The organism is Modicisalibacter sp. 'Wilcox' (genome assembly GCF_010993675.1).
Classification (GTDB): Bacteria; Pseudomonadota; Gammaproteobacteria; order Pseudomonadales; family Halomonadaceae; genus Modicisalibacter; species Modicisalibacter tunisiensis.
This window is the reverse complement of the sequence record NZ_WNXF01000004.1, coordinates 226,520-251,077: the sequence shown is the minus strand read 5'-3', so window position 1 is coordinate 251,077 and position 24,558 is coordinate 226,520. Positions and strand designations below refer to the sequence as shown.

Below are 24,558 nucleotides of genomic sequence, written 5' to 3'. Positions count from 1 at the left end.
ACGCGCCGCTACAGCAAGGAAGGCGCGCCGGGGTCACGGAACGCCCGGCCACGTCGTGAGGCCAGCCGATCCGCCAGCCGCGTCGGCTCCGGCAGCTTGGTGCGCCCCAGGCAGGCCAGCGTCCACTCCAGCGCCGTGGCCAGGCTCAGGCGATGACCGGGCGAGACGATCACCGGCTTGACCCGCTCCCGGGAACGCAGCACGGCGCCGATCACCACCCGGCCGTCGTCGTCCAGCGGCACGTCAGCCGGGTCCTCGGCACGCCGGCGATCGGTCAGCGGCGTCCACTCGCCCTTCGCCGCCGGCACCTCGCCGTGACGGCCGCACAGGCGCTTCTTGGCCACCCCCAGGGTCGGCAGATCGAGCCACAGCCCCAGGTGCGCGGCGATGCCCAGCCGGCGAGGATGGGCGATGCCCTGCCCGTCGACCATCACCAGCTCGGGCCGCCGCGACAGCTTGTCGAAGGCGCCCAGCGCGGCGGGAATCTCGCGAAACGACAGCAGGCCGGGAATGTAGGGCATGCGCGTGGGCTCGCGGTGCACCACCTGCTCCACCGTCTCGAGATCCGGCCAGCGCAGCACCACGACCGCCGCGCGGGTGGTCGCGCCGCCGTCCTCGAAACCGATATCCACCCCGGCGACATGCGTCACCGGATCACAGCGGTCGCGGCGTTCGAGCCGGGTGGCCAGGCGCGTCTGCAGCGCAATGGCTTCCTCCGGCGACAGGTCCCAGTCGTGCAAGGCGGTTCTCGGCATGGAGGCTCCTGGTTCAGGGTGGTCACTAAGGTAGACTAGGGGTTTTGTCGCGCAAGGGAATCCCGGGCGTCCATGCTGACACTTCTCCACACCGCCGACTGGCACCTCGGCCAGAGCTTTCACGGCCAGGAGCGCCACGCCGAGCATCGAGCCTTCCTCGACTGGCTGCTCGACACGCTCGCCACGCGCCGCCCCGACGCCCTGCTCGTCGCCGGCGATCTCTTCGACGTGGTCAATCCCTCGTTGCGCGCCCAGGGGCTGCTCTATGACTTCATCGTCGCCGCCCACGAGCGCCTGCCGACGCTCGACATCGTGCTGATCGCCGGCAATCACGACAGCGGCAACCGCATCGAACTGCCCGCGCCGCTGCTCGCCCGGCTGCGCACCCACGCCCGGGGCCGGGTGCACTGGCGCGACGACGGCCGCCTCGACGCCGAGCGCCTGCTGGTGCCGCTCACCGATGCCGAGGGCGAAACCCGCGCCTGGTGCCTGGCCCTGCCCTTCCTGCGCCCCGCCGAGGTGACCGGCCGCCGCGAGGGCGAGACGCAGGCCGACGACTACGTGTCCGGCATCACCCGGGTTCACCACGAGCTGATCGCCGCCGCCCGCCGGCGACGCGCTCCCGGTCAGGCGCTCGTCGCCATGAGCCATGCCCATCTGCAGGGCGCGGCGGTGTCCGAGGCCAGCGAACGGCCGATCGTCATCGGCGGCGAGGAAGCCGTCTCCGCCGCGCTGTTTCCCGACGACATCGCCTATGTGGCGCTCGGCCACCTGCATCGCGCCCAGCAGGTCGGCGAGACACGCATCCGCTACAGCGGCAGCCCGCTGCCGATGGCCTTCAGCGAGGTCGACTACGCCCACCAGGTCGTCGAGATCACCCTCGACGGCGAGCGGCTGCGCACCGTGGACGCCCTGCCCGTGCCGCGCCCGGTGGCCATGCATCGCCTCGGCCCGGCCTCCCTGGACACGGTGCTGGCCGAGCTCGACGCCCTCGACGACGACCCCGACAGCCCCCGCGAGACCTGGCCCTGGCTGGAGATCCGCGTCGACCTCGACGCCCCCCTGCCCGACCTGCGCGCGCGGGTCGAGGCGGCGCTGGCGGGTCGCGGTCTGCGCCTGCTGCGTCTGGCCCGCCGGCTGCCCGAGGCGGCGACCCCCGACGCCCCCGCCCGGGTCGACCTGCAGGCGCTCGGCCCGCGCCGGCTCTTCGCGCGCCGCTGGCAGGACCGCTGGGGCGAGCCGCCAGGCGATGACGTGCTCGCCGACTTCGACCGGCTGCGCCAGGACGTGCTGGATGCCGACGCGGAGGACGGCGCATGAAGATCCTCGCCCTGCGCCTGGCCAACCTGGCCTCGCTGCCCGGCCCGCTCGAGCTCGACTTCACCCATGGGCCGCTCGCCGAGTCCAGCCTGTTCGCCATCACCGGCCCCACCGGCGCCGGCAAGAGCACCCTGCTCGACGCCCTGTGCCTGGCGCTGTACGGCAACACGCCGCGCCTGCGCCAGGCGCCCCAGCGCGACAGTCAGGTCACCGACGCCGCCGGTGTCGCGCTGACCACCGCCGACCCGCGCACCCTGCTGCGTCGCGGCACCGCCGCCGGCCATGCCGAGGTCGACTTCGTCGGCCGCGACGGCCGCCGCTACCGCGCCCGCTGGGGGGTGCGCCGCGCCCGAGAGAAGGTCGACGGCCGCCTGCAGGCCGCCGAGCAGTCACTGCGTGATCTCGACGACGACCGCCTGCTGACTACCCAGAAAAATGAATTCAAGGACATGCTCCCCGAGCGCCTGGGGCTTTCCTTCGAGCAGTTCACCCGCGCCGTGCTGCTGGCCCAGAGCGAGTTCGCCGCCTTCCTCAAGGCCGACGACAACGCCCGCAGCGACCTGCTGGAGCGCCTGACCGGTACCCATGAATACTCCGCCATCTCGAAGGCCGCCTTCCGTCGCGCCAGCGAGGCCAGACAGGCCGTCGAGCGTATCGAGACCCGGCTCGCCGACGACCTGCCCGCCGACGCCGAGGCCCGCGCCGAACTCGAGCAGCGCACCGAGGCCGCCCAGCGCGAGCTGGACACTTGTCAGCACGAGGCCGCCCGCCTGGAGAGCCGCGAGCAGTGGCACACCGCCGATGCGCGGCTGCGCGAGGCCTGTGCCGAGGGCCGGCGTCAGCAGGAGGACGCCGAGGCCCGCTGGCAGGCCCTGGCATCCACCCGGGAGGATCAGGTCTGGCGACAGGTGATGCTCCCTCAGCGCCATCGGCTGACCCGCCAGGCCGAGCTGCCCGGCGAGATCGGCGCCCTGGCGGCGAACCACCAGCAGACGCGGCGAGCGCTCACCGACGCCGAAGGTGCACGGGAACAGACCAGGCGCGCCAGCGAGGCCGCCGAACGCACGCTGACGGAAGCCACCGAGGCACGCCGGCAGGCCGAGCCCCGGCTGCGCGACGCCCGTGAACTGGCCCAGCGGCTCGCGACCCGGGAGCAGCAACTGGCGGAACTCGAGCGCACCTACGAGGAGCGCCGTCGACGCGCCGCCGCCCTCGCCGAGCAGCGGCGCCAGGCCGACGACGCCCATGCCCGGCGGCGCGAGCAGCGCGACCGCTGGCACGCCGACCTGCAGCGCCTGATCGGCGGCCATGACGATCTGGACACTGCCCGACAGGCCGCCCAGCGGGCCCATGAGGCGGCCGCCCAGCGCCGGCTCGCGCTGAGTGAGCTGCACGGCCACTGGCAGGCGGCCTGTCGCGCCGACCAAGTCCATCAGACGCTGACGACGCGTCTGGCGGACAACGCGCAGCGACTCGAGGCACTGCTCGCCCGGGGCCGGGCCGCCCGGCAGCGACTCGACGACGCCGAGCGCCATCTCACGAGCACTCGGACCTTTGTCGAGCGCAGCCGCGCCGTGCGCAGCGAGAGCGTCATGCGCCTGCGCGAGGGCCTCGCGGACGGCGAGCCCTGCCCGGTATGCGGCGGGCTCGAGCATCCCTGGCGTCACCGGCCGCCCGTCTCGCCGGAGGCCGCCCAGCTCGCCGCCCAGCAGGCGGAAGAGGAGCGCCAGCTGGCAGACGCGCAGGATCAGCGCGATCGGGCCTACCAGCAGCGCTACGACATCGAAGGTGAATACCGCGCCCTGAAGGCCTCGGTGGCCCAGCAGCGCGAGGACCTCGGCAACGCCGACCGGCAGCGCGCCGAAGCGCACCGGACCCTCGACGCGCATCCGCTGCAGCCCGAGCTGGCCGCCATCGCCGCCGAGGAACGCCAGGCCTGGCTGGACCACCAGCAGCAGACCAGCGAGGCCCGGCGCACCGAGCATCGACGCGTCCTCGACGAGCTGGCCCGGGCCGAGACCGAGCTCGCGCCGCTGAACCAGGCGCTGCACCAGGACGAGGTCGAGCTCGCCCGGCTCGACTCGCGGCAGGCGGAGCTCGCGCAGGAACTCACCGAGCTGGCCGAACGGCTGCCGCCGCTGCGTCAGGCACGCGATGCCCTGGCCAGCGACCTCGGAACACGGCTCGGCGAGCACGCCTCGCCGGACGCCTGGCAGCAGCACCTCGACACCCGCCAGGAACACGCCCGCCAGGCCCGGGACGCCGCCCAGGCACGCCATCACCAGGCGCAGCGCGAACATCAGCGTCTCGCCCAGCAGACAGACCACGAGGCCGAACACCTCGAGGCGCTGCGCCGCGAGCACGACACGCTCGCGCGCGAACTGGCCGACTGGCGCGCCGCCCATCCCGATCTGACCGATGACCGGCTCGCCCGCCTGCTGGCCCAGTCGGACGCGGAAGCCGAGCAGCAGGCGCGACAGGTGGCGGATGCCGAGACGGCCCGTCAGCAGGCCGCCACCCGCCTGGCCGAGCGCCGCCGGGCATTGCTCGACCACCGTCGTGGCCAGGGGCTGAGCGAAGGCGAGGAAACGGCGGAAATCCTGCTCGGCGATGCCGTCGAGGCCGCCATCGAGCGTCGTCGCCGTTCACTCGCCGAGGAACGCGCCGCCCTCGCGCCCCGGCTCGAGGCCGCGCAGCAGGCCCGCGACGCGGCCGTCCATGCCCTGCGCGACGACGATCGCAGGCGCGAGCGCCAGCAGGCCGGCCGGGCCGAGCTCGAGGCGGCGCGCGCCGAGTATCGCCGCTGGGGCAGCATCAGCGAGCTGATCGGTTCCGCCGACGGCAAGGCCTTCCGGCGCATCGCCCAGGCCTACAACCTCGAACAGCTCCTCGAGCACGCCAACGTGCATCTGGTCGGGCTGACGCGCCGCTACCGGCTGCTGCGCGGCGGCAGCGAGCTGGGCCTGCTGGTGGCCGACCTCGACATGGCCGACGAGCGCCGCTCGGTGCACTCGCTGTCCGGCGGCGAGACCTTCCTCGTCTCGCTGGCGCTGGCGCTGGGACTGGCCTCCATGGCCTCCGGGGAGCTCGTCATCGAGTCGCTGTTCATCGACGAGGGATTCGGCAGCCTCGACCCGCAGTCGCTGGCGCTGGCCATGGAAGCCCTCGACGGCCTGCAGGCCCAGGGCCGCCGCGTCGGCGTGATCTCCCACGTCCAGGAGATGCACGAGCGCATCCCGGTGCAGATCCGCGTGGAGCCGGAAGGCAACGGCACCAGCCGGGCCCGGCTGGTGAGCGGATAGCGGTACAGAGATTTATCGAAAGATTGAGGGAAACACGAGGAGGCTGATGTTCCGCGAGCCGGGCAGCATGGCCTGGTAAGTCACAACCCGAAGGGGCGAATCGGTCTCACCCCTCCCTGTTCTCAAGGGACTCATACAGCCGTGCCTGGAAACCGATAAAGACATCGCGAATATTCTCGACGCTGCCAAGCTCGGCGATGGCATCGGTGGGGGTCTGGTACTTGAGTTCGATCAGCCGGGGCAGCTTGTCCTGGGCGAGCACGCCGACGCCGCTTTCCACGTAGTGGTCCAGGATAAAGCTCAGGAACTCGTGCTGTCGGTAGTCATACCCCGCGAACAACTGGCTGCGGTGGGTGGCGACCCGCTCCTCGCGGCTGAGCGGCGGCAGCGCGAAGGCGATGTAGGCCAGCACATCGAAGAGGTCGCTGTTCTCGGCATCCACCAGGCGGCCGATATCCTTGAGCTGCTCGGGGCCATAGCCCTTCTCGGCCAGGGTATCGAGCAGTGCCTGGCGGGTGTCCGGTCGGCTCCAGAGCCGACGTAACTCGTCCTCGTCGTGGAAGAGTGCCGGTAGTTCACCGAACAACTGCCGGATGAAGTCGGCGGCGGACATCGGCTTGCCGTCCGGGCTCCAGAAGGTGGTGGCGCTCATGTGCTGGAGCTGTCGGAACTTGCCCGGCGCCAGTTCGACCTCGACGACATTCTGCCCTCCGCCGCACTGGCAGGGCGCCTCCCCGCATTCCGGGCACGGCGCCGGCGGCTCCTTCTCGCAGGTACAGGGGCGGTTGCCGCAGGCTTCGCAGGGCTCTGGCGGGCTAACCACGCAGGTGCAGGGGCTCTCTCCGCAGCGGCTGCACGGCTCGGGGGCGACGGGCTCGCCGTCCCACTCCGGGTCGTTGAAGTGTTCGTAGGCGCGGACGAAGTCGAGGATGGTGAAGTGGTCCTTGCCGTCGAACAGGCGCGTGCCGCGGCCGATGATCTGCTTGAACTCGATCATCGAGTTGACCGGGCGCATCAGCACGATATTGCGGATGTTGCGGGCGTCCACGCCGGTGGAGAGCTTCTGCGAGGTGGTGAGCAGGGTCGGGATGGTCTTCTCGTTATCCTGGAAGAGACGCAGGAAGCGCTCGCCCTCGGCGCCGTCGTCGGCCGTCACCCTCACGCAGTAGTTGGGCTCCGGGCTCGTCTTGAACTGGTTGATCAGATCGCGCACCGCCAGGGCGTGGGCCTGGTTGGCACAGAACACCAGCGTCTTCTCGCGCGGGTCGATCATCTCCATGAACACCTGCACCCGGTACTGTTCGCGCTCCTTGATCCTGATGATCTGATTGAAGTCGGCTTCGGTGTAGCGCCGGCCCTGCTCGACCTCGCCCTGGACCACCTGGTCGTCGGGCGTATAGACGTAGTCGTCCAGGGTGGTAGCGATCTGGCGGACCTTGAAGGGGGTCAGGAAGCCGTCGTTGATGCCCTCCTTCAGCGAGTAGACGTAGGCCGGCTCGCCGAAGTAGGCGTAGGTGTCGGTATTGGTGGTGCGCTTGGGCGTGGCGGTCAGGCCCAGCTGCACCGCCGGGACGAAGTACTCGAGGATGGCCCGCCAGCTGCTCTCGTCGTTGGCGCCGCCGCGATGGCATTCGTCGATGATGATCAGGTCGAAGAAGTCCGGCGGGTAATCGCCGAAGCTGGGCGCCGGGTTGCCCTCCACATCGCGGCCGCTCATGAAGGTCTGGAAGATGGTGAAGAAGAGGTTGCCGTTCTTGGGCACCCTGCCATGCTTGCGGATCGCGTCCGGCGCGATGCGCACCAGGGCATCCTCGGGAAAGGCGGAAAAGCTGTTGTAGGCCTGGTCGGCGAGGATGTTGCGGTCGGCCAGGAAGAGGATGCGCGGCCGGCGGCGAGTATCGTCGTCGCCCTGCCAGGCCGCCAGGTTCCAGCGGCTGTGGAACAGTTTCCAGGCGAGCTGGAAGGCGATGGCCGTCTTACCGGTGCCGGTGGCCAGCGTGAGCAGCACGCGGCGGCGGCCGGCAGCGATGGCCTCCAGCGCCTGGTTGATGGCGTTGTGCTGGTAGTAGCGCGCCTGCCACTGGCCGCCGTTGTCGTGGAAGGGCACCTCGCCGAAGCGCTCGCGCCAGCCGTTCGGCTCGGGAAAGGTCTCGGCCCAGAGCGCATCCGGCGTGGGATAGTCGGCTACCGGCCCTTCCTCGCCGGTGTGCATGTCGACCCGGTAGCGGCCGAGGCCGTTGGTGGCATAGGCGAAGCGGGCCTGCAGCCGCTCGGCGTAGCGCTTGGCCTGGGCCAGGCCCTCGGTGACCGGCAGGTCGCGCTTCTTGGCCTCGATCACCGCGAGCTTCTGGCCCTGGTAGAAGAGCACGTAGTCGGCGACGTCGCAGCGCGTGCGCTGCCCACCCCCCTGTAGCCGCCCCAGGGTGATGACCTCGCGCCGTACCCGGCTGCCCGCCACCAGGCCCCAGCCGGCCTCCTTGAGGGCGGGATCGATCAGTTCGGCGCGGGTATCGGCTTCGTTCATCGAGATCATTCCTGTCCAGTCGCGTTTCCTGTCATGCCGTCGCTTCGGCTAACATAAGGATTTTCTGTTGCCAAAGCCAGCTTCGGCCCCCCGGCCAGGACTGGGGATCAGCCCGGATCGCCAGGGCGTGCCAGCATGTTCATAATCAGGCGGATCATGGTTTCCTTGTTGGCGGGATCGGACTCGGCGATCAGCAGCGTCAGGGCGGCGAGGCCCACGTCGTTGACCACCACCTCGCCGTGGTCATCGAGCAGGCGATCGTTGCGATAGAGGAAGTCGACGAAGAGGTAGGCCGCGCTGCGCTTGTTGCCATCGGCGAAGGGGTGGTTCTTGACGACGAAATAGAGCAGGTGCGCCGCCTTGGCCTCCACCGAGGGGTAGGCCGGCTCGCCGAAGAGCGTCTGGTCGAGGTTGCCGAGCAGCGCATCGAGGCCATCGCCACGCTCCCGGGCGAACAGCTCGGCGGCCTCGCCCTTGGCGATCAGCTCGGTCTTGAGCGACGCCAGCGCCGCGCGGGCTTCATCAAGGGTGGGCAGTCGGCCACCCGCCTGGGCATGAGGCTCGGTCAGCAGGCCCTCGTCGTAGCGCTGCAGCAGCAGGAAGGTCTGGGCGTAGCGGGTGACGATATCCACCAAGCCGCGGCCGCTGGCGGCATCCAGCGCCGGGCTTCCCGCCGTCTTGCGCACCAGGGCCATGGCGGCCTCCAACTCGCGGGCGTTCTCCTCGAAGCGCTGGCGGCTCAGCGTCCAGCCCTGGGTGAGGTGCTCGCGCAGGGTGCGCGTCGCCCATATGCGGAAGCGTGTTGCTCGTGTGGAGCTGACCCGGTACCCAACCGAGATCACCGCATCCAGGCTATAGTGTTTGCGCTTGCGTTTGACCTCTCGCTGCCCCTCCTGGCGAACTTGTAAGAAATCCTTACAGGTTGCCTCCTCCACCAACTCACCATCCGCGTAAACGTTCTTCAGGTGCATGGTGATGTTCTGGGGCTTGACGTCGAACAGGTCGGCCATCTGTGCCTGCGTGAGCCAGACCGTCTCATGCTCGGCATCCAGCCGCACCTCGACCGCTTGGTCGGCCTCCTGGTAAATGACGATCGGGGCCTGGCGCTCGGTGCTCATGCCGTCGCCTCCTCCACCGCCGCCTCGGCCTCGCTGGCCGTCAGCTCGCCGGAGAAGGCCTTCTGCAGCAGGGACTGCTTGAGCTCGGCCAGGGCGGTCAGTTTCTGCTGATAGATGACCTCAAGGCTGCTTACCGTCGATGAAAGTTCATCAAGGCTCGCTGCAATCTCTTGCTGCTTATCGATTGGTGGGAAGGGAAACTTCTCTTTCTCGAAGGTGCCGAGATTGATGTTGTCTTGAGCACTCCCCTTCCCCTTTGCTTTCAAAACCGTCTTAACAGATTGAAGCAGGTACTCCACATATTCCTTTGATGCTTTTTTCTCGTCGACTACCATACCGATAATGCTGTCTGGAAAGCAAGCATCGAAACCAAGCATCCCGGTTTCCGCGATATTTGCCGCAATAGTGATACATATCGTCCCTTCCGGCCATAGCTTGCTTTGAGCGAGACCGACATCATTATAGGTTGCAGAATAATCTTTAATTACTTGGCTAGATTTCCGGACATCACCCGTCTGAATAAAGGGGTAATCTCCGCCATACAGCTTGGGGTCGTTACGAGGTCTGTGCTTTGACTTACCCCGGCCATAGTCAACGCATACGTCCTTCAATGGCTGGTCAACCCAGCCGTCACCACGTTGTGCGAAGACAGAGGATAGGTAACCATCGAAAAGCTCCCTCACATTAGCAAGGTTTTTTTCGGTATTGGCACCGACCGTATCAATTCCGTCGAAGGTCTCATCAAGGAGGGAGCTTATTTTTTTCTGATCACAAATGCTGGGGACAGGAATCACTGAAGATTTTATATTCTTCAGTATAATTCTTTTTATCGCAGCGCCCGTCATCTTTCCTGTTACCTGCTGAAAACCATCCCTACTTTGCAGATAATACATGAGAAACTTCGCACAAAGCTTCTCAGGGTCCGGCTTCAGTAAGCACACACTTGATAGAAGACTAAAAGGCTCATCTAATTCGTTGACAGCAACGTTGCCAGTGCTAGCACCATCTTTCGTTAGCAGCACATCACCCAGCTCCGGATTGCAGCGTGCATAAATCTCGCTATGAAAATCCTCACCGCAATACTGAACATTATCTAATTTCAAAAAACCCATTCTTACATTCTTTGAAGTTAGGTATGGGTATCGCCCTTTCCCTGGATCAGGATAAAGAGTTTTTGGCGACCTATGTGCACCATCCTGAATCTTAATGCACACATCAGATAATGTAGCGCTTGGCCACGACATTCTCATAACATCCCCCGAATTCCTTCCAGGATCTCCTCTGCCTCGCGGTCCAGCGTCTCGATCTCGTTGATGATCACTTCCGGGTCGCGCAGCGGGGCTTCTTCGGCCTTGTTGGGATTCTTCACCGAGAGGTCGAAGGTCTCGCGATCCAGGTCATCGACGCTGACCGTCCACGAATGGTCGGAGTCGGCGAAGCCGGCCTGCAGCCTGACAAACTCGGCCAGGTCATCGTCGTTCAGAGGGTTGGTCTTGCCCAGGCTGCGGCCGGGGTCGAGCTGGTAGTACCAGATCTCGCGGGTCGGGGCGCCCTTCTCGAAGAACAGCACCACCGTCTTCACGCCGGCGCCGAGGAAGGTGCCGCCGGGGCAGTCGAGGATGGTGTGCAGGTTGCAGCTCTCCAGCAGCTCCTGGCGCAGCGCCTTCGAGGCGTTGTCGGCATTCGACAGGAAGGTGTTCTTGATCACCACCGCGGCGCGGCCGCCGGCCTTCAGTCGCTTGATGAAGTGCTGCAGGAACAGGAAGGCCGTCTCGCCGGTCTTGATCGGGAAGTTCTGCTGGACCTCCTTGCGCTCCTTGCCGCCGAAGGGCGGGTTGGCGAGGATCACGTCGAAGCGGTCCTTCTCCTGCAGGTCGGCGAGGTTCTCGGTGAGGGTGTTGGTGTGCACCAGGTTGGGCGCCTCGATGCCATGCAGGATCATGTTCATGATGCCGATGACATAGGGCAGGCTCTTCTTCTCCTTGCCGAAGAAGGTGTGGTGCTGCAGGGTGTCGAGCTGCTCGGTGGTGAGCCGGCGCGGCTCGTCGCTGCCGAAGCCGTAGCGCAGGTAGTCGTAGGCCTCGCAGAGGAAGCCCGCCGACCCCACCGCGCCGTCGTAGAGGCGCTCGCCGATCCTGGGGTCGATCACCCGGATCATGGCGCGGATCAGCGGGCGCGGGGTGTAGTACTCGCCGCCGTTGCGCCCGGCGTTGCCCATGTTCTTGATCTTGGCCTCGTAGAGGTGCGAGAGCTCGTGTTTCTCGTCCTGGGAGCGGAACTGCAGGCCGTCCACCAGCTCCAGGGCATCGCGCAGGCTGTAGCCGCTCTGGAACTTGTTGCGCACCTCGCCGAAGATCTCGCCGATCTTGTACTCGATGGTGTCCGGTCCGCTGGCGCGCTCGCGGAAGCCCTGCAGGTAGGGGAAGAGCTCGCGATTGACGAAATCGAGCAGGTCGTCGCCGGTCAGGGCGCGGTCGCGATCCAGGCGCTCCTCGCCGCCATCGCGCTTTTTGGGCGCTGCCCAGGTGGACCAGCGGCAGGACGCATCGAGGATGAAGTCGAAAGGCTTGCCGGCGAGATTGGCATTGAACGCCCGCTGCTGCTCCAGGTCGTCCAGGTACTTGAGGAACAGTAGCCAGGAAGTCTGCTCGGTGTAGTCCAGCTCGGTGGCGCAGCCGGCCTCTTTCCTGAGCACATCGTCGATGTTCTTGAAGGTCTGCTCGAACATGGGGTTCGCAGGTCCTTGTCAAAGGGTGTCATGCAGACGGCCGCCGGGCATGGCGCCGGCGGCCGTGGGGGAATCTTGGCGCCAATGCTACGACGTGGCGTCTCGGGGCGCCAATCGCCGAAGGTGCCCCTCCGCCTTCTCAGGCGAAGGCCTGAATGCCGGTCTGGGCGCGCCCCAGGATCAGCGCATGCACGTCGTGGGTACCCTCGTAGGTGTTGACCGTCTCCAGGTTGACCATGTGCCGCATCACGCCGTATTCCAGCGAGATGCCGTTGGCGCCGTGCATGTCGCGGGCCTGGCGGGCGATGGCCAGCGCCTTGCCGCTGTTGTTGCGCTTGATCAGCGAGATCATCTCCGGCGTGGCCTGGCCGGCGTCGAGCAGACGGCCGACGCGCAGGCAGGCCTCGAGCCCCAGGGCGATCTCGGTCTGCATGTCGGCCAGCTTGACCTGCACCAGCTGGGTCGCCGCCAGCGGGCGCCCGAACTGCCGGCGCTCGAGGGTGTAGCCGCGCGCGGCATGCCAGCAGAACTCGGCGGCGCCCATGGCGCCCCAGGCGATGCCGAAGCGCGCCTTGTTGAGGCAGCCGAAGGGCCCGGCCAGCCCGCCGGCATCCGGCAGCAGCGCCGCGTCGGGCACGAAGACGTCGTCGAGGACGATCTCGCCGGTCACCGAGGCCCGCAGCGACAGCTTGCCGTGGATGGTCGGGGTCGAGAAGCCCTCGGCGCCGCGCTCGACGATGAAGCCCTTGATTCGGTCGTCGTGGGCGTCGGAGCGCGCCCAGACGATGGCGATGTCGGCGATCGGGCTGTTGGTGATCCACATCTTGCGGCCGTTCAGCCGGTAGCCGCCGTCGACCCGGCGCGCCCGGGACTGCATGCCGCCGGGGTCGGAGCCGGCGTCGGGTTCGGTCAGCCCGAAGCAGCCCACGAGTTCGCCGCTGGCCAGCCCGGGCAGGTAGCGGCGCTTCTGCGCCTCGCTGCCGTAGGCCTCGATGGGGTGCATCACCAGCGAGGATTGCACGCTCATCGCCGAACGATAGCCAGAGTCGACCCGCTCCACCTCGCGGGCGATCAGGCCGTAGGCGACATGGCCTACGCCGGCGCCGCCGTAGGTCTCGGCGACGGTGGCGCCAAGCAGGCCCAGCTCGCCCATTTCGCGCAGGATCTCGCGGTCGAAGTGCTCCTTCTCGAAGGCCTCGCGCACCCGCGGCTGCAGCTTTTCCTGGCAGTAGGCGCGTGCCGTGGCCTGAACCTGGCGCTCGTCGTCGCCGAGCTGCTGGTCGAACAGCAGCGGGTCGTCCCACTGGAATCCACTCATCGTCGGCCTCGCGGAAAATGCATGAGCCGATGACTATAGCGCGCCTCTCGCTTCTCCCCCTATCGCCAAAGGATGCGACGACCGTCGCGATGCCGCATGCCGCCCTGCCGGTCGGGACGGCCGTCATGCTAGGCTGTGCGGCAAACAACGCCCGGAGCCGTTCCCTCATGCAGTCCGCGCAGCAACTACTCGAAACCCTGGTGGGCCACCCCACGGTGTCCCGCGACTCCAATCTCGACCTGATTCGCTTCATCGAGGGCTATCTCGAGGATTTCGGGGTGCCCTGCCAGCGCATCGAGAGCGACGACGGCCGGAAGGCCAACCTGCTGGCGCGCATCGGCCCCGAACGCGAGGGCGGCGTGGTGCTGTCGGGCCACACCGACGTGGTCCCGGTGGACGGCCAGCCGTGGACCACCGACCCGTTCTCGCTGACCGACCGGGGCGATGGCCGGCTCTACGGCCGCGGCAGCTGCGACATGAAGGGCTTCATCGCCTGCGCGCTGGCCCAGGTGCCGCGCTGGGTGGAGCAGGCTCTCGCCCGGCCCATCTACCTGGCGTTCTCCTATGACGAGGAGGTCGGCTGCGTGGGCGCCCCGCGCCTGATCGAGCGCCTCATGGCCGACGCGCCCCGCCCCGCCGCGGTGATCGTCGGTGAGCCCACCCTGATGGCCCCGGTGGTCGCCCAGAAGGGCATCACCAACCTGCGCACCACCGTGACCGGGCTCGAGGCGCACTCCAGCCAGGTCAATCAGGGCGTCTCGGCGATTCATGTCGCCGCCCGGCTGGTGACCCGGATCGAGGACATCATGGCCGAGCTGCGCGAGGCCGGCCGGGTCGACGAGGCCTTCAACGTCGCCCACTCCAGCCTGCATGTGGGCAGGATTACCGGCGGCACGGCGATCAACATCATGGCGCGCGAGTGCCGGTTCGACTGGGAGATCCGCCATCTGCCCCAGGACGGCTTCGAGGCGGTCTACTCGCGCTTCCAGGACTATGCCGAGTCGCTCGAGCGCGAGCTGCGCCAACGCGCCCCGCAGGTCAGCATCCGTACCGAGCCGCTCACCGCCACCGTGCCGGGACTGGCCGACCGCGACAACGCCGCGGCGCTCTCGCTGTGCCGGGCGCTGCTCGGCGAACGCGACACGGAGGCCGTCGCCTATGCCACCGAGGCCGGCCAGTTCCAGCAGGCCGGCCTGCCCACGGTGATCTGCGGGCCGGGCAGCATCGCCCAGGCCCACCAGCCGGACGAGTATCTGGAAACCGCGCAACTGGATGCCGGGGTGGCCTTCATGCGCCGGCTCGGCGATCACCTTGCCGGCGCGTGAGCCCGCCACGCCGGCCAGCAGCCATCGCCACCCCGACTACACCGTTGGTCACGTTGCCCAAATGTTGAACATATGGCAGCGTTGAATGAAACATTTGTGGACACACCGACGTGAAGGAACAACAACGCAAGTCATCGTCGCGGCCCAGCGTCGCCGAGGCGCTGGCCGAGGCCATCTTCTCCGGCCATTACCAGCCGGGCGATTTCGTGCCCAAGGAACTCGCCCTGTGCGAGGAATTCGCCATCAACCGCTCGGCGGTGCGCAGCGATCTTCGCCAGCTGGTGGATGTCGGTATCATCGAACGCATCTCGGGGCATGGCTCCAAGGTGCGCGACTATGCCGACTGGAACATCCTCGACCCCCAGGTCACCGAGTGGATGACCCGCTACGCGGCGCCCAATCCCAAGGTCCAGCGGGAGATCCTGACCTTCCGGCTGGATGTCGAGCCCTATGTCGCCATGACCGCCGCCAAGCGGGCCACGGCGCGCGACCTGGTGGCGCTCGAGGAAGCCTACGAAGGCATGGGGCAGAACCTGCACAACGCCACCAGCCCCGAGGAACGCCGGCTGCACAGCGACTACGACGTCGCCTTCCACGCGGCGATCTTCAAGGCCACCCACAACATCGTCTGGTCGCAGCTCTCGCACATCCTGCGCCCGTCCATCTACCTGCTGGTGTCGATGTCCAACGTCAGCGAGACCGACGACCCCGCCGAGAGCCTGGAGCGCCACCGCCAGCTGATGGAGTGCATCCGCGCCCGCCAGCCCCGCGAGGCCTTCCGTGCCGCCCAGCGGGTCCTCGCCGGCACCGCCAAGGCGCTGGGCCTGGACGCCCCCGAGACCTCGCTGGGGCGTGGCATCGAGCTCGATTGAGCCTTCCCCGACCGGTCACCGACTCACAGCGACCTGACGGATAGAGCAAGGCGGGCTTATCCGGAGGCAAGCTTCCGCGAGGGCGCTGTGAACCCTTCCGTGGGCGCTACTTTTGCCATCCATGGCAAAAGACCCTCGCTCCACCTTGCCCCCGGCGCCCTCTCACTGAGTGCTTGGCAATGAAATTCTTGTCGCCTTGTTCAGTGATTATCACGCGGCGGTGACTGCCTCGCCACGTCGCGGTACCTGGTCGCCGGCTCCAGCGTCATGCCGCGATCGAGCTGCTCGACCATGCCGCGCTGGATCTCCTGCCAGGGCGTCTGATGCGCTGGATAGATGTAGCCGCCGCGTGACGCCAGCGCCTCGCGGCGCGAGGCGAGTTCCGCGTCGTCGACCAGCAGGTTGGCCTCGCCGCGCGCCAGGTCGATGCGGATGCGATCGCCGGTCTCGAGCAGCGCCAGGCCCCCGCCGACGGCCGCCTCCGGCGCGGCGTTGAGGATCGACGGCGAGCCCGAGGTGCCCGACTGGCGACCGTCGCCGAGGCACGGCAAGGAGTCGATGCCGGCACGTATGAGGGCTTCGGGAGGCTGCATGTTGACCACCTCGGCGCCGCCGGGATGACCGACCGGCCCCGCCCCGCGCATCACCAGGATGGTGTTCTCGTCGATCGCCAGCTCAGGGTCGTCGATCCGCGCGTGATAGTCCTCCGAGCCGTCGAATACCACCACCCGGCCCTCGAAGGCCTCGGGGTCCTCGGGCCGGCTCAGGAAGCGGCGGCGGAAGTCGTCGGCGATCACGCTGGTCTTCATCAGCGCCGAGTCGAACAGGTTGCCCTTGAGATTGATGAAACCGGCGTGCGCGACCAGCGGGTTGTCGTAGCGGCGGATGACGTCGTCGTCGAGCGTCTCGCTCTCGCCGACATTGGCCGCCAGCATCCGGCCGTTGGCGGTCATCACGTCGCCGTGCAGGCGCCCCGCCCTGAGCAGTTCATTGAGCACCGCGGGCACGCCGCCGGCCCGATGAAACTCCTCGGAGAGATAGATGCCGGCCGGCATGACGTTGGCCAGCAGCGGAATCGCGTGACCCAGGCGCTGCCAGTCGTCGTTGTCGAGCTCGATGCCGGCATGGCGGGCGATGGCGTTGACGTGGATCGGCGCGTTACTCGAGCCGCCCAGCGCCGAGCAGACCACGATGGCGTTCTCGAAGGCCTCGCGGGTCAGGATGTCGAGCGGCCGCAGGTCCTCCCAGACCATGTCGACGATGCGCTCGCCGGTCTGGTAGGCGACCATCGCCCGCTCCTTGTAGGGCGCGGGAATCATCGCCGAGCCCGGCAGGCTCATGCCCAGCGCCTCGGCCATCGAGTTCATCGTCGACGCGGTGCCCATGGTGTTGCAGTGGCCGATCGACGGCGCCGAGTCGGTGGCCCGGCTCAGGAACTCCTCGTAGCCGATGTCGCCGGCGGCGAGGCGCTTGCGCAGTTCCCAGATGATGGTGCCGGAACCCACCCGCTCGCCGCCCCGCCAGCCGTTGAGCATCGGCCCGCCGGAGAGCACGATCGCCGGGATGTTCACGGTCGCCGCGGCCATCAGGCACGCCGGGGTGGTCTTGTCGCAGCCGGTGGTCAGCACCACGCCGTCGAGCGGGTAGCCGTGCAGCACCTCGACCAGCCCCAGGTAGGCCAGGTTGCGGTCCAGCGCGGCGGTCGGCCGGCGCACGTTCTCGTGGATCGGATGCAGGGGAAACTCGAAGGGCACGCCGCCGGCGGCGCGAATGCCGTCCTTGACGCGCTTGACCAGCTCGATGTGATGGCGGTTGCAGGGCGTCAGGTCGGACCCCGACTGGGCGATGCCGATGATCGGCTTGCCGCTTCTCAGCTCGTCGAGCGTGAGGCCGTAGTTCATGTAGCGCTCGATGCACAGCGCCGTGGTGCCCGGGTGATCGGGATTGTCGAACCACCAGCGCGAGCGGAGCTGGTCGGAAGTTATCGTGTGATCGCTCATGGTCTGACGCCTTTCCCTCGATGGTCGGTTGTCGAAAAGAGAGTTCACCCTGTCGCCAGCGTACTCTACCGGGATCGCCGCGTATGTTGAACAAACGAATGATATGTTCAACATGGATGCCGACTCATGTCTGTCTTTCCCGCACTCTCGAGATGCAGGGCAATCGCCGTTGGCTCTGACGAGGGCGCCGGGGGCAGGTTGTAGAGGGGGTGTTTGGCCATGGCCGAAAAATGATCCCTTCCATTTCGGCATTTCCGCCATCCATGGCGGTCAGATGGCCAAAGTAGCGCCCATGGAGGGGTCTATAGCGCCCCCGGAGGGCCGGCCCCGCTCGCAGACCTACCGACGGATCAGCCCGAATCATGATGCAGCTATCTGCAATCACCTTGGCTCGGGATGGATACCCTTTCGGCCCCCCGGGGCTCTGGCTCTATAATGCTCGGGGACAACAATCACCAAACCGCCCGCACAGGACACGCCATGAAGCCCGAAACGCTCGCCCTCCACCACGGCTATGCCCCCGACAACCAGCATGCCGTCGCCGTGCCCATCCACCAGAGCACCTCCTTCGCCTTCGACAACGCCCAGCATGCCGCCGACCTGTTCGACCTGCAGGTGGAAGGCAACATCTATTCGCGGATCATGAACCCCACCTGCGCCGTGCTGGAACAGCGCGTCGCCGCCCTCGAGGGCGGCATCGCCGGACTGGCGGTCGCCTCGGGCATGGCGGCCATCACCTATGCGATCCAGACCCTCGCCGAGGCGGGCGACAACATCGTCTCGATCAGCGAGCTGTACGGCGGAACCTACAACCTCTTCGCCCATACCCTGCCCCGCCAGGGCATCGAGGTGCGTTTCGCCCACAAGGACGCCCTCGCCGACATCGAGGCGATGATCGACGAACGCACCAAGGCGGTGTTCTGCGAGAGCATCGGCAACCCGTCCGGCAGCATCGTGGACATCGCCGCGCTGGCCGACGTGGCACACCGCCAGGGTGTCCCGCTGATCGTCGACAACACCGTGGCGACTCCCTTCCTGTGGCGCCCCATCGAGCATGGCGCGGATATCGTCGTGCATTCCGCCACCAAGTACATCGGCGGCCACGGCACCACCGTCGGCGGCGTCATCGTCGACTCCGGCAAGTTCCCCTGGGCCGATCAGGCGCAGCGCTTTGCGCTGCTCAACGAGCCCGACGCCTCCTACCATGGCATCAGCTACACCCGTGACGTCGGCGACGCCGCCTTCATCACCCGGGCCCGCGTGGTGCCCCTGCGCAACATGGGGGCCGCCCTCTCGGCCCAGGCCGCCTGGAACCTGCTTCAGGGGCTGGAGACCCTGGGGCTGCGCATCGAGCGCGTCTGCGACAACACCCAGCGGATCGCGACCTACCTGGAAGATCACCCCCAGGTCACCTGGGTGCAGTACGCCGGACTCGCCAGCCACAAGGACCACGCCCTGGCCGAGCGCTACATGGACGGCCGCGCCTCCGGCATCCTGAGCTTCGGCATCCAGGGCGGCCGCGAGGCGAGCGCGCGCTTCTACGACGCCCTGCAACTGGTGCTGCGCCTGGTCAACATCGGCGATGCCAAGACCTGTGCGGCGATTCCGGCGGCGACGACGCATCGCCAGCTCAACGACGAGGAACTCGCCGCGGCCGGGGTCACGCCCGACATGGTGCGCCTGTCGATCGGCATCGAGCATGTCGACGACCTGATTGCCGACCTGGACCAGGCGCTGGCCGCCGCCCGGGCCTGACGCCCGTCACCGCGCGGTCGCGAGGCATCACCACGCTCACGCCGCCGGTTCGACCACCTCCTTCCCAAAAGAACGCCGGCACGACGCCGGCGTTGAGGTTCCGTTTCCCGGACGCGCCGCCAATGACTGTTCCTCCTTAGGGTTTGTGCGAAAAGTCGGCGAGCGAAGGCAAGACAAGGCAAAAATCGGCGAAAAAGCGGAGTTTACGCGTTGTAAATGAGCATTTTGAGCCGATTTTTAACGCCGTATTGCCGAGCGCAGGCAGTTTTCGTACAAAGTCTAGTGCGAGTGGCGCGGCACCTCGGCACCCCGGCAGCCCACCAGAAAGTCGAAGTCGCAGCCCTCGTCGGCCTGCAGCACGTGCTCGATGTAGAGCTGGCGATAGCCGCCGCTGGCGGCGATGGTCCGCGAGGCCTGGGTGGGGTCCGTCTCGGCCAGCCGGCGTTCGAGCTCGGCATCGTCGACCTCGAGATGCAACGTGCCGGCGTAGGCGTCGAGTTCGATCCAGTCACCGTTTCTGACCGCCGCCAGCGGCCCGCCGGCGGCGGCCTCGGGGGCGACGTGCAGCACCACGGTGCCGTAGGCGGTGCCGCTCATCCGCGCATCCGAGATGCGCACCATGTCGGTGACGCCCTGCTCGAGCAGCTTGGCGGGCAGGCCCATGTTGCCGACCTCGGCCATGCCGTGGTAGCCACGCGGTCCGCAGTGCTTCATCACCAGGATGTCGTCGGCGGTGACGTCGAGGTCGGGGTCGTTGATGCGCGCCTTGTAGTCGTCGAAGTCCTCGAACACCACCGCCCGGCCGCGGTGGGTCATCAGCTCCGGCGTGGCCGCCGAGGGCTTGAGGACCGCACCCTGCGGGGCGAGGTTGCCGCGCAGGATGCACATGCCGCCGTCCTCGCGCAGGGGGTTGTCGAATGGCCGGATCACCTCGTCGTTGTAGAGCGGCGCGTCCCTGACGTTGTCCCACAGCGTCTTGCCGTTGACGGTCAGGGCGTCCTTGTGCGGCAGCCGATCGGCCTCGCCCAGACGTCGCAGCACCGCGGGCAGCCCGCCGGCATAGTAGAACTCCTCCATCAGGAAGCGACCCGAGGGCTGCAGGTCGACGATGGTCGGCGTGCCGCGGCCGATGTGGTTCCAGTCGTCGAGTGCGAGATCGACACCGATGCGCCCGGCGATGGCCTTGAGGTGGATCACCGCGTTGGTCGAGCCGCCGATCGCCGCGTTGGTGCGGATGGCGTTCTCGAAGGCCTCGCGGGTCAGCACCTTCGAAAGCCGCAGGTCCTCGTCGACCATGTCGACGATGCGGTTACCGGAGAGATGGGCGAGCACGTAGCGGCGCGAGTCGACCGCGGGGATGGCGGCGTTGTGGGGCAGCGACACGCCCAGCGATTCGGCCATGCAGGCCATGGTCGAGGCGGTGCCCATGGTGTTGCAGGTCCCCGCGGAGCGCGACATGCCGGCCTCGGCGGCCATGAAGTCGTGCATCGAGATCTGCCCGGCCTTGACCTGTTCGGAGAGCTGCCAGACCACGGTGCCCGAGCCGATGTCACGGCCCTCGTGCTTGCCGTTGAGCATCGGCCCGCCGGTGACCACGATGGTCGGGATGTCGCAGCTCGCCGCGCCCATCAGCAGCGCCGGGGTGGTCTTGTCGCAGCCCACCAGCAGCACCACGGCATCGAGCGGGTTGCCGCGGATCGCCTCCTCGACGTCCATGCTGGCCAGGTTGCGGGTGAACATCGCGGTGGGCCGCAGGTTGGACTCGCCGTTGGAGAACACCGGGAACTCCAGCGGGTAGCCGCCGGCCTCGAGCACCCCCTGCTTGACGTGCTCGGCGAGCTTGCGGAAGTGGGCGTTGCAGGGCGTGAGCTCCGAGAAGGTGTTGCAGATGCCGATGATCGGCTTGCCGCGAAACTCATGATCGGGAATGCCCTGATTCTTCATCCAGCTGCGGTACATGAAGCCATTCTTGTCGGCGGTGCCGAACCAGGCGGCACTGCGCAGCGGGCGCTTGTTGTCGGTCATGCGAAGACTCCCATCCGGACGACGGCGGCAACCGTCGTCTGAAGACTGTCAATGGGGCCGGCGAGGCTCGACTCGCCGGCCACCGTGAAATATCACGCTCCCCCGTATCGATACCCGTTCCGATATCGACGGCGCCCCGGCCGGTCGCGGCGAAGGCACGCGATGGGCGCGCGCTCAACGCGTGTCGCGCAGGCCCTTTTCAAGCCGGAGCCAAGACACACCATACGAAAGTTCATGTTGAACATAAAAGCCATATGTTAAACATTTAGACTATCTGTTGAGATGCCGGTGGCGAAACGTGACCCATTTCCCATCATCCGAAATCGCCCCGGCCGACGCGTCTCGCGCCGTGATGCCCCGAGGGCACCGCGATCGTGAGGGTCACCGTGCCCCCGAGGCACGAGTCCCGGGGCGGGCCCGATGCCCGCCTTCCGCCCCGAAAGGGGCCATCCAATGCTCGCTGTCACAACAACAAGCGCCACATGGAGACCATGATGTTCACAATGAAACAGGCCATCGCCGCTACCGGCTCGCTGCTGCTGCTCGGCATGACCACCGCCCAGGCCGCCGAATACGACTGGAAGTTCCAGGCCTCGGAAACCGCGGGCGAGCCAAGCTTCAAGATCAAGCAGAAGTGGGCCGACAAGATCGAGACCATGACCGACGGCAAGGTGCATATCGAGGTCATGCCGATCAATTCCATCGTCGGGCCCACCGAAACCCTGCAGGCGGTCTCGTCCGGTATCCTCCAGGGCCACATGACCGATCCCAGCTACTTCTCCGGCCAGAACCCGGCCTTCGGCATGATGGGCAACCTGGTGGGCGCCTGGAGCGACCCCTACGACTTCCTCGAGTACATGAAGCACGGCGGCGGCGAGGAGCTCTACAACGAACTGGCCGAGCCCTACGGCACCCACCTGATCTCGGCGGCCACCTTCCCGCTCGAGTCGATCCCCTCGACGGTGCCGATCAAGAAGGTCTCGGACTTCAAGGGCCTGAAGATTCGTGCCCCGCAGGGCATGGTCTACAACGTCTTCGAGCGGGTCGGCGCCTCGCCGGTCAACCTGCCGGGTTCCGAGGTCTACACCGCGCTCGAGAAGGGCGTGATCGACGCCGCCGACTCCACGGTGCTGTCCAACAACGACGCCCAGGGCATCCATGAGTTCGCCCACTACCCGATGTACCCGGGCTTCCACTCCATGCCGATGATCGCCGTGTCGATCAACAAGGACATCTGGGACGGCCTGCCCGAGGACCTGCAGACCACGCTGGAGACGGCCTTCGACGACATGGCCTATGACCTGATCGCCCAGCTCAAGGAACAGGATCTCGAGACCCTGCAGAAACTCAAGAAGGACCCCGACGTGCACCCCATCGACCTGTCGCCCGAGGAGCGCAAGAAGTTCCGTCAGGCCGCGCAGAAGGAATGGAAGGAATGGTCCGTCAAGAATGACATGACGCAGAAGTACTACGACTCCGTCACCGGCTTCCTGAAGTCACGCGACCTGCTGTAACGCGGTGTCATCACTCTCTTGCTTCTGACCACGGCGGCGCTTCGGCGCCGCCTGGAGGAACCATGTCCCGCAAGCTTCACAAGGAACACACTGCCGCGGCGGTCGACACCGACGCGGTACCGCCCGCCGAGCCCGAATCGGCGCCGGACGAGGCGCGCAGCGCCTTCGACCGCGGCGTGCTGTGGTGCGCCCGCGGCGCCGCCTGGCTGGTCTTCGTCGCCATGGTCATCAGCGTCTACGAGGTCATCATGCGCTATGGCTTCGATTCGCCGACCTCCTGGGTCCACGAGTCGGTGGTCATGCTGGTCGCGGTCTCCTTCGCCCTCGGCGGCCCCGCGGCCCTGGCCAGCAACCGCCACATCCGCGTGCGCGTGCTCTACGACACCGCCGGCCCGCATCTCAAGCTGTGGCTCGATCGCTTCAACGACCTGGTCACCTTCGGCTTCTGCCTGGCGATGAGCTACGCCGCCTACACCATGTTCTGGGACGCTTCCCACAACCCCATGGGCGAGTGGTCGCTGGAGCGTTCCGGCACCTCCTGGAACCCGCCGTTCCCGGCCCTGGTCAAGGGCGTGATCATGGTCGCGCTGATCATCATGTGCCTGCAGGCCTTCATCCACCTGATCCAGTCGCTGCGCGGCAAGCCCGCCCCGGTGACGCCGCCCGACGAGGAGGGGACCGCCTGATGAGTATCGCCGACGGAACACTGCTGATGGTCGGGGCGATCTTCGCCCTGCTGGTCACCGGCCTGCCGCTGGCCTTCATCACCGGCCTGGTGGCGCTGGCCTTCACCTTCGGCTGGTTCGGGCCCATGGCCCTGCCGCTGGTCACCACCCGGGTCTATGGCTTCGTCACCGAGTATTCGCTGGTGGCGGTGCCGATGTTCGTGCTGATGGCCTCGCTGCTCGACCGATCGGGGATCGCCAAGGACCTGTTCAACGCCATGCGCGTCTTCGCCGGGCGGCTACCCGGCGGCGTGGCGGTGCAGACCGTGGTGGTCGCCTTCTTCCTCGCCGCGCTCTCCGGGATCATCGGCGGCGAGATCGTGCTGCTGGGCATCCTCGCCCTGCCGCAGATGCTGCGCCTGGGCTACGACAAGCACCTGTCGATCGGCGTGGTGTGTGCCGGCGGCTCGCTGGGCACCATGATGCCGCCGTCGATCGTGCTGATCATCTACGGGCTGATCGCCAGCCAGTCGATCGCCGACCTGTTCACCGCCGCCATCACCCCGGCGCTGCTGCTGATGGGCTGCTACATCAGCTATGTGCTGATCCGCTGCCTCAAGAACCCCAAACTGGGGCCGCCGCTGACCGACGCCGACCGCGACGAGGGCTTCGCCAACCGCTGGGAGGCGCTCAAGGCCATCATCGTGCCCGGACTGATCGCCTTCGTGGTGCTGGGCTCGATCTACGGCGGCGTGGCCTCGGTCACCGAAGCCGCGGCGATGGGCGTGTTCGGGGTCTTCATGGCGGTGATCGCGCGTCGCGAGCTGACGCTGAAGATGCTGCACGCCAGCCTGACCCAGACGCTGATGACCTGCGGGATGATCATCTGGATCGGCATCGGCGCCGCGGCGCTGGTCGGGGTGTACAACCTGATGGGCGGCAACCGCTTCATCTCGCAGGTGATCCTGGGGCTCGACGTGCCGCCGGTGGCGATCCTGCTGGTGATGATGGCGATCCTGCTGGTGCTGGGGATGTTCCTCGACTGGATCGGCGTGGCGATGCTGACGCTGCCGATCTTCGTGCCGATCGTCGACCAGCTGGGCTATAGCCCGATCTGGTTCGGCATCCTGTTCGCGGTGAACATGCAGGTGTCGTTCCTGTCACCGCCGTTCGGCCCGGCCGCCTTCTACCTCAAGGGCGTGGCGCCGCCGAGCATCAGCTTGAAGGACATCTTCGTGTCGCTGCTGCCGTTCATCGCCATCCAGCTGGTGGTGCTGTTCGCGCTGCTGTTCTTCCCCGATCTGGCCATGTGGCTGGTGTAGGGCCCCCTGCTTTCA

General features: G+C 67.2%; 16 protein-coding genes. 8 read left to right on the top strand and 8 right to left on the bottom strand.

Translation table 11 applies throughout. The annotated features are described in order from the left end of the window. Positions 1 to 8 precede the first annotated feature (8 nt). Positions 9 to 755, bottom strand: coding sequence for a deoxyribonuclease V (gene nfi / locus G7A98_RS05835; protein WP_163648543.1), 747 nt, complete (start codon positions 753 to 755; stop codon positions 9 to 11). Between the two features lie 72 nt (positions 756 to 827). Here nfi and G7A98_RS05830 point away from each other — a divergent pair, with 72 nt between their 5' ends. After that, positions 828 to 2,075, top strand: coding sequence for an exonuclease SbcCD subunit D C-terminal domain-containing protein (locus G7A98_RS05830; RefSeq protein ID WP_205596225.1), 1,248 nt, complete (start codon positions 828 to 830; stop codon positions 2,073 to 2,075). Further along, a complete protein-coding gene (locus G7A98_RS05825; RefSeq protein ID WP_163648542.1) occupies positions 2,072 to 5,377 on the top strand; it encodes an AAA family ATPase in 3,306 nt (1,101 codons plus the stop codon). Before G7A98_RS05830 ends, G7A98_RS05825 begins: the two co-directional genes overlap by 4 nt. 106 nt (positions 5,378 to 5,483) lie before the next feature. Here G7A98_RS05825 and G7A98_RS05820 read toward each other — a convergent pair whose 3' ends face one another. The 5 genes from G7A98_RS05820 to G7A98_RS05800 form a co-directional block, all read right to left on the bottom strand. Next, positions 5,484 to 7,901: a type I restriction endonuclease subunit R gene (locus G7A98_RS05820; protein ID WP_163648541.1), complete on the bottom strand. Its 2,418-nt coding sequence runs from the start codon at positions 7,899 to 7,901 to the stop codon at positions 5,484 to 5,486. 107 nt (positions 7,902 to 8,008) lie between these two features. Further along, the gene (rhuM, locus tag G7A98_RS05815; RefSeq protein WP_163648540.1) at positions 8,009 to 9,019 is read right to left on the bottom strand and encodes a RhuM family protein; all 1,011 of its coding nucleotides are present in this window, start codon (positions 9,017 to 9,019) and stop codon (positions 8,009 to 8,011) included. Further along, on the bottom strand, positions 9,016 to 10,263 hold the full coding sequence (locus G7A98_RS05810) for a restriction endonuclease subunit S (protein WP_240464681.1): 1,248 nt from the start codon (positions 10,261 to 10,263) through the stop codon (positions 9,016 to 9,018). The genes rhuM and G7A98_RS05810 overlap by 4 nt, the downstream gene beginning before the upstream one ends. A gap of 2 nt (positions 10,264 to 10,265) precedes the next feature. Then, a complete protein-coding gene (locus G7A98_RS05805) occupies positions 10,266 to 11,747 on the bottom strand; it encodes an N-6 DNA methylase (RefSeq protein WP_163648538.1) in 1,482 nt (493 codons plus the stop codon). A 139-nt stretch (positions 11,748 to 11,886) separates the two neighbouring features. Continuing rightward, positions 11,887 to 13,065 (bottom strand): acyl-CoA dehydrogenase, encoded by a 1,179-nt coding sequence (locus tag G7A98_RS05800; RefSeq protein ID WP_163648537.1) that lies wholly within the window; start codon positions 13,063 to 13,065, stop codon positions 11,887 to 11,889. 167 nt (positions 13,066 to 13,232) lie between these two features. Between G7A98_RS05800 and argE the strand changes: the two genes are divergently transcribed. Then, entirely contained in the window at positions 13,233 to 14,390 is a 1,158-nt protein-coding gene (gene argE / locus G7A98_RS05795; RefSeq protein WP_163648536.1) for an acetylornithine deacetylase, read from the top strand. 110 nt (positions 14,391 to 14,500) lie between these two features. Continuing rightward, positions 14,501 to 15,262, top strand: a complete 762-nt coding sequence (locus G7A98_RS05790; RefSeq protein WP_163648535.1) for an FCD domain-containing protein — start codon at positions 14,501 to 14,503, stop codon at positions 15,260 to 15,262. A 200-nt stretch (positions 15,263 to 15,462) separates the two neighbouring features. On the opposite strand, the gene G7A98_RS05785 is transcribed toward G7A98_RS05790, so the two are convergent. Beyond that, positions 15,463 to 17,262 (bottom strand): IlvD/Edd family dehydratase, encoded by a 1,800-nt coding sequence (locus G7A98_RS05785; protein ID WP_163648534.1) that lies wholly within the window; start codon positions 17,260 to 17,262, stop codon positions 15,463 to 15,465. Between the two features lie 480 nt (positions 17,263 to 17,742). On the opposite strand from G7A98_RS05785, the gene G7A98_RS05780 reads away from it, so the two are divergent. Next, positions 17,743 to 19,017 (top strand): aminotransferase class I/II-fold pyridoxal phosphate-dependent enzyme, encoded by a 1,275-nt coding sequence (locus tag G7A98_RS05780; RefSeq protein ID WP_163648533.1) that lies wholly within the window; start codon positions 17,743 to 17,745, stop codon positions 19,015 to 19,017. 279 nt (positions 19,018 to 19,296) lie between these two features. Here G7A98_RS05780 and G7A98_RS05775 read toward each other — a convergent pair whose 3' ends face one another. Beyond that, the gene (locus G7A98_RS05775; RefSeq protein ID WP_163648532.1) at positions 19,297 to 21,042 is read right to left on the bottom strand and encodes an IlvD/Edd family dehydratase; all 1,746 of its coding nucleotides are present in this window, start codon (positions 21,040 to 21,042) and stop codon (positions 19,297 to 19,299) included. 503 nt (positions 21,043 to 21,545) lie between these two features. Between G7A98_RS05775 and G7A98_RS05770 the strand changes: the two genes are divergently transcribed. From G7A98_RS05770 to G7A98_RS05760, 3 genes are all read left to right on the top strand, one after another. Next, positions 21,546 to 22,556, top strand: a complete 1,011-nt coding sequence (locus G7A98_RS05770; RefSeq protein ID WP_240464680.1) for a TRAP transporter substrate-binding protein — start codon at positions 21,546 to 21,548, stop codon at positions 22,554 to 22,556. A gap of 62 nt (positions 22,557 to 22,618) precedes the next feature. Next, the gene (locus G7A98_RS05765; RefSeq protein WP_163648530.1) at positions 22,619 to 23,242 is read left to right on the top strand and encodes a TRAP transporter small permease subunit; all 624 of its coding nucleotides are present in this window, start codon (positions 22,619 to 22,621) and stop codon (positions 23,240 to 23,242) included. Then, the gene (locus G7A98_RS05760) at positions 23,242 to 24,543 is read left to right on the top strand and encodes a TRAP transporter large permease subunit (protein WP_163648529.1); all 1,302 of its coding nucleotides are present in this window, start codon (positions 23,242 to 23,244) and stop codon (positions 24,541 to 24,543) included. Before G7A98_RS05765 ends, G7A98_RS05760 begins: the two co-directional genes overlap by 1 nt. The last annotated feature ends 15 nt before the right edge of the window (positions 24,544 to 24,558 follow it).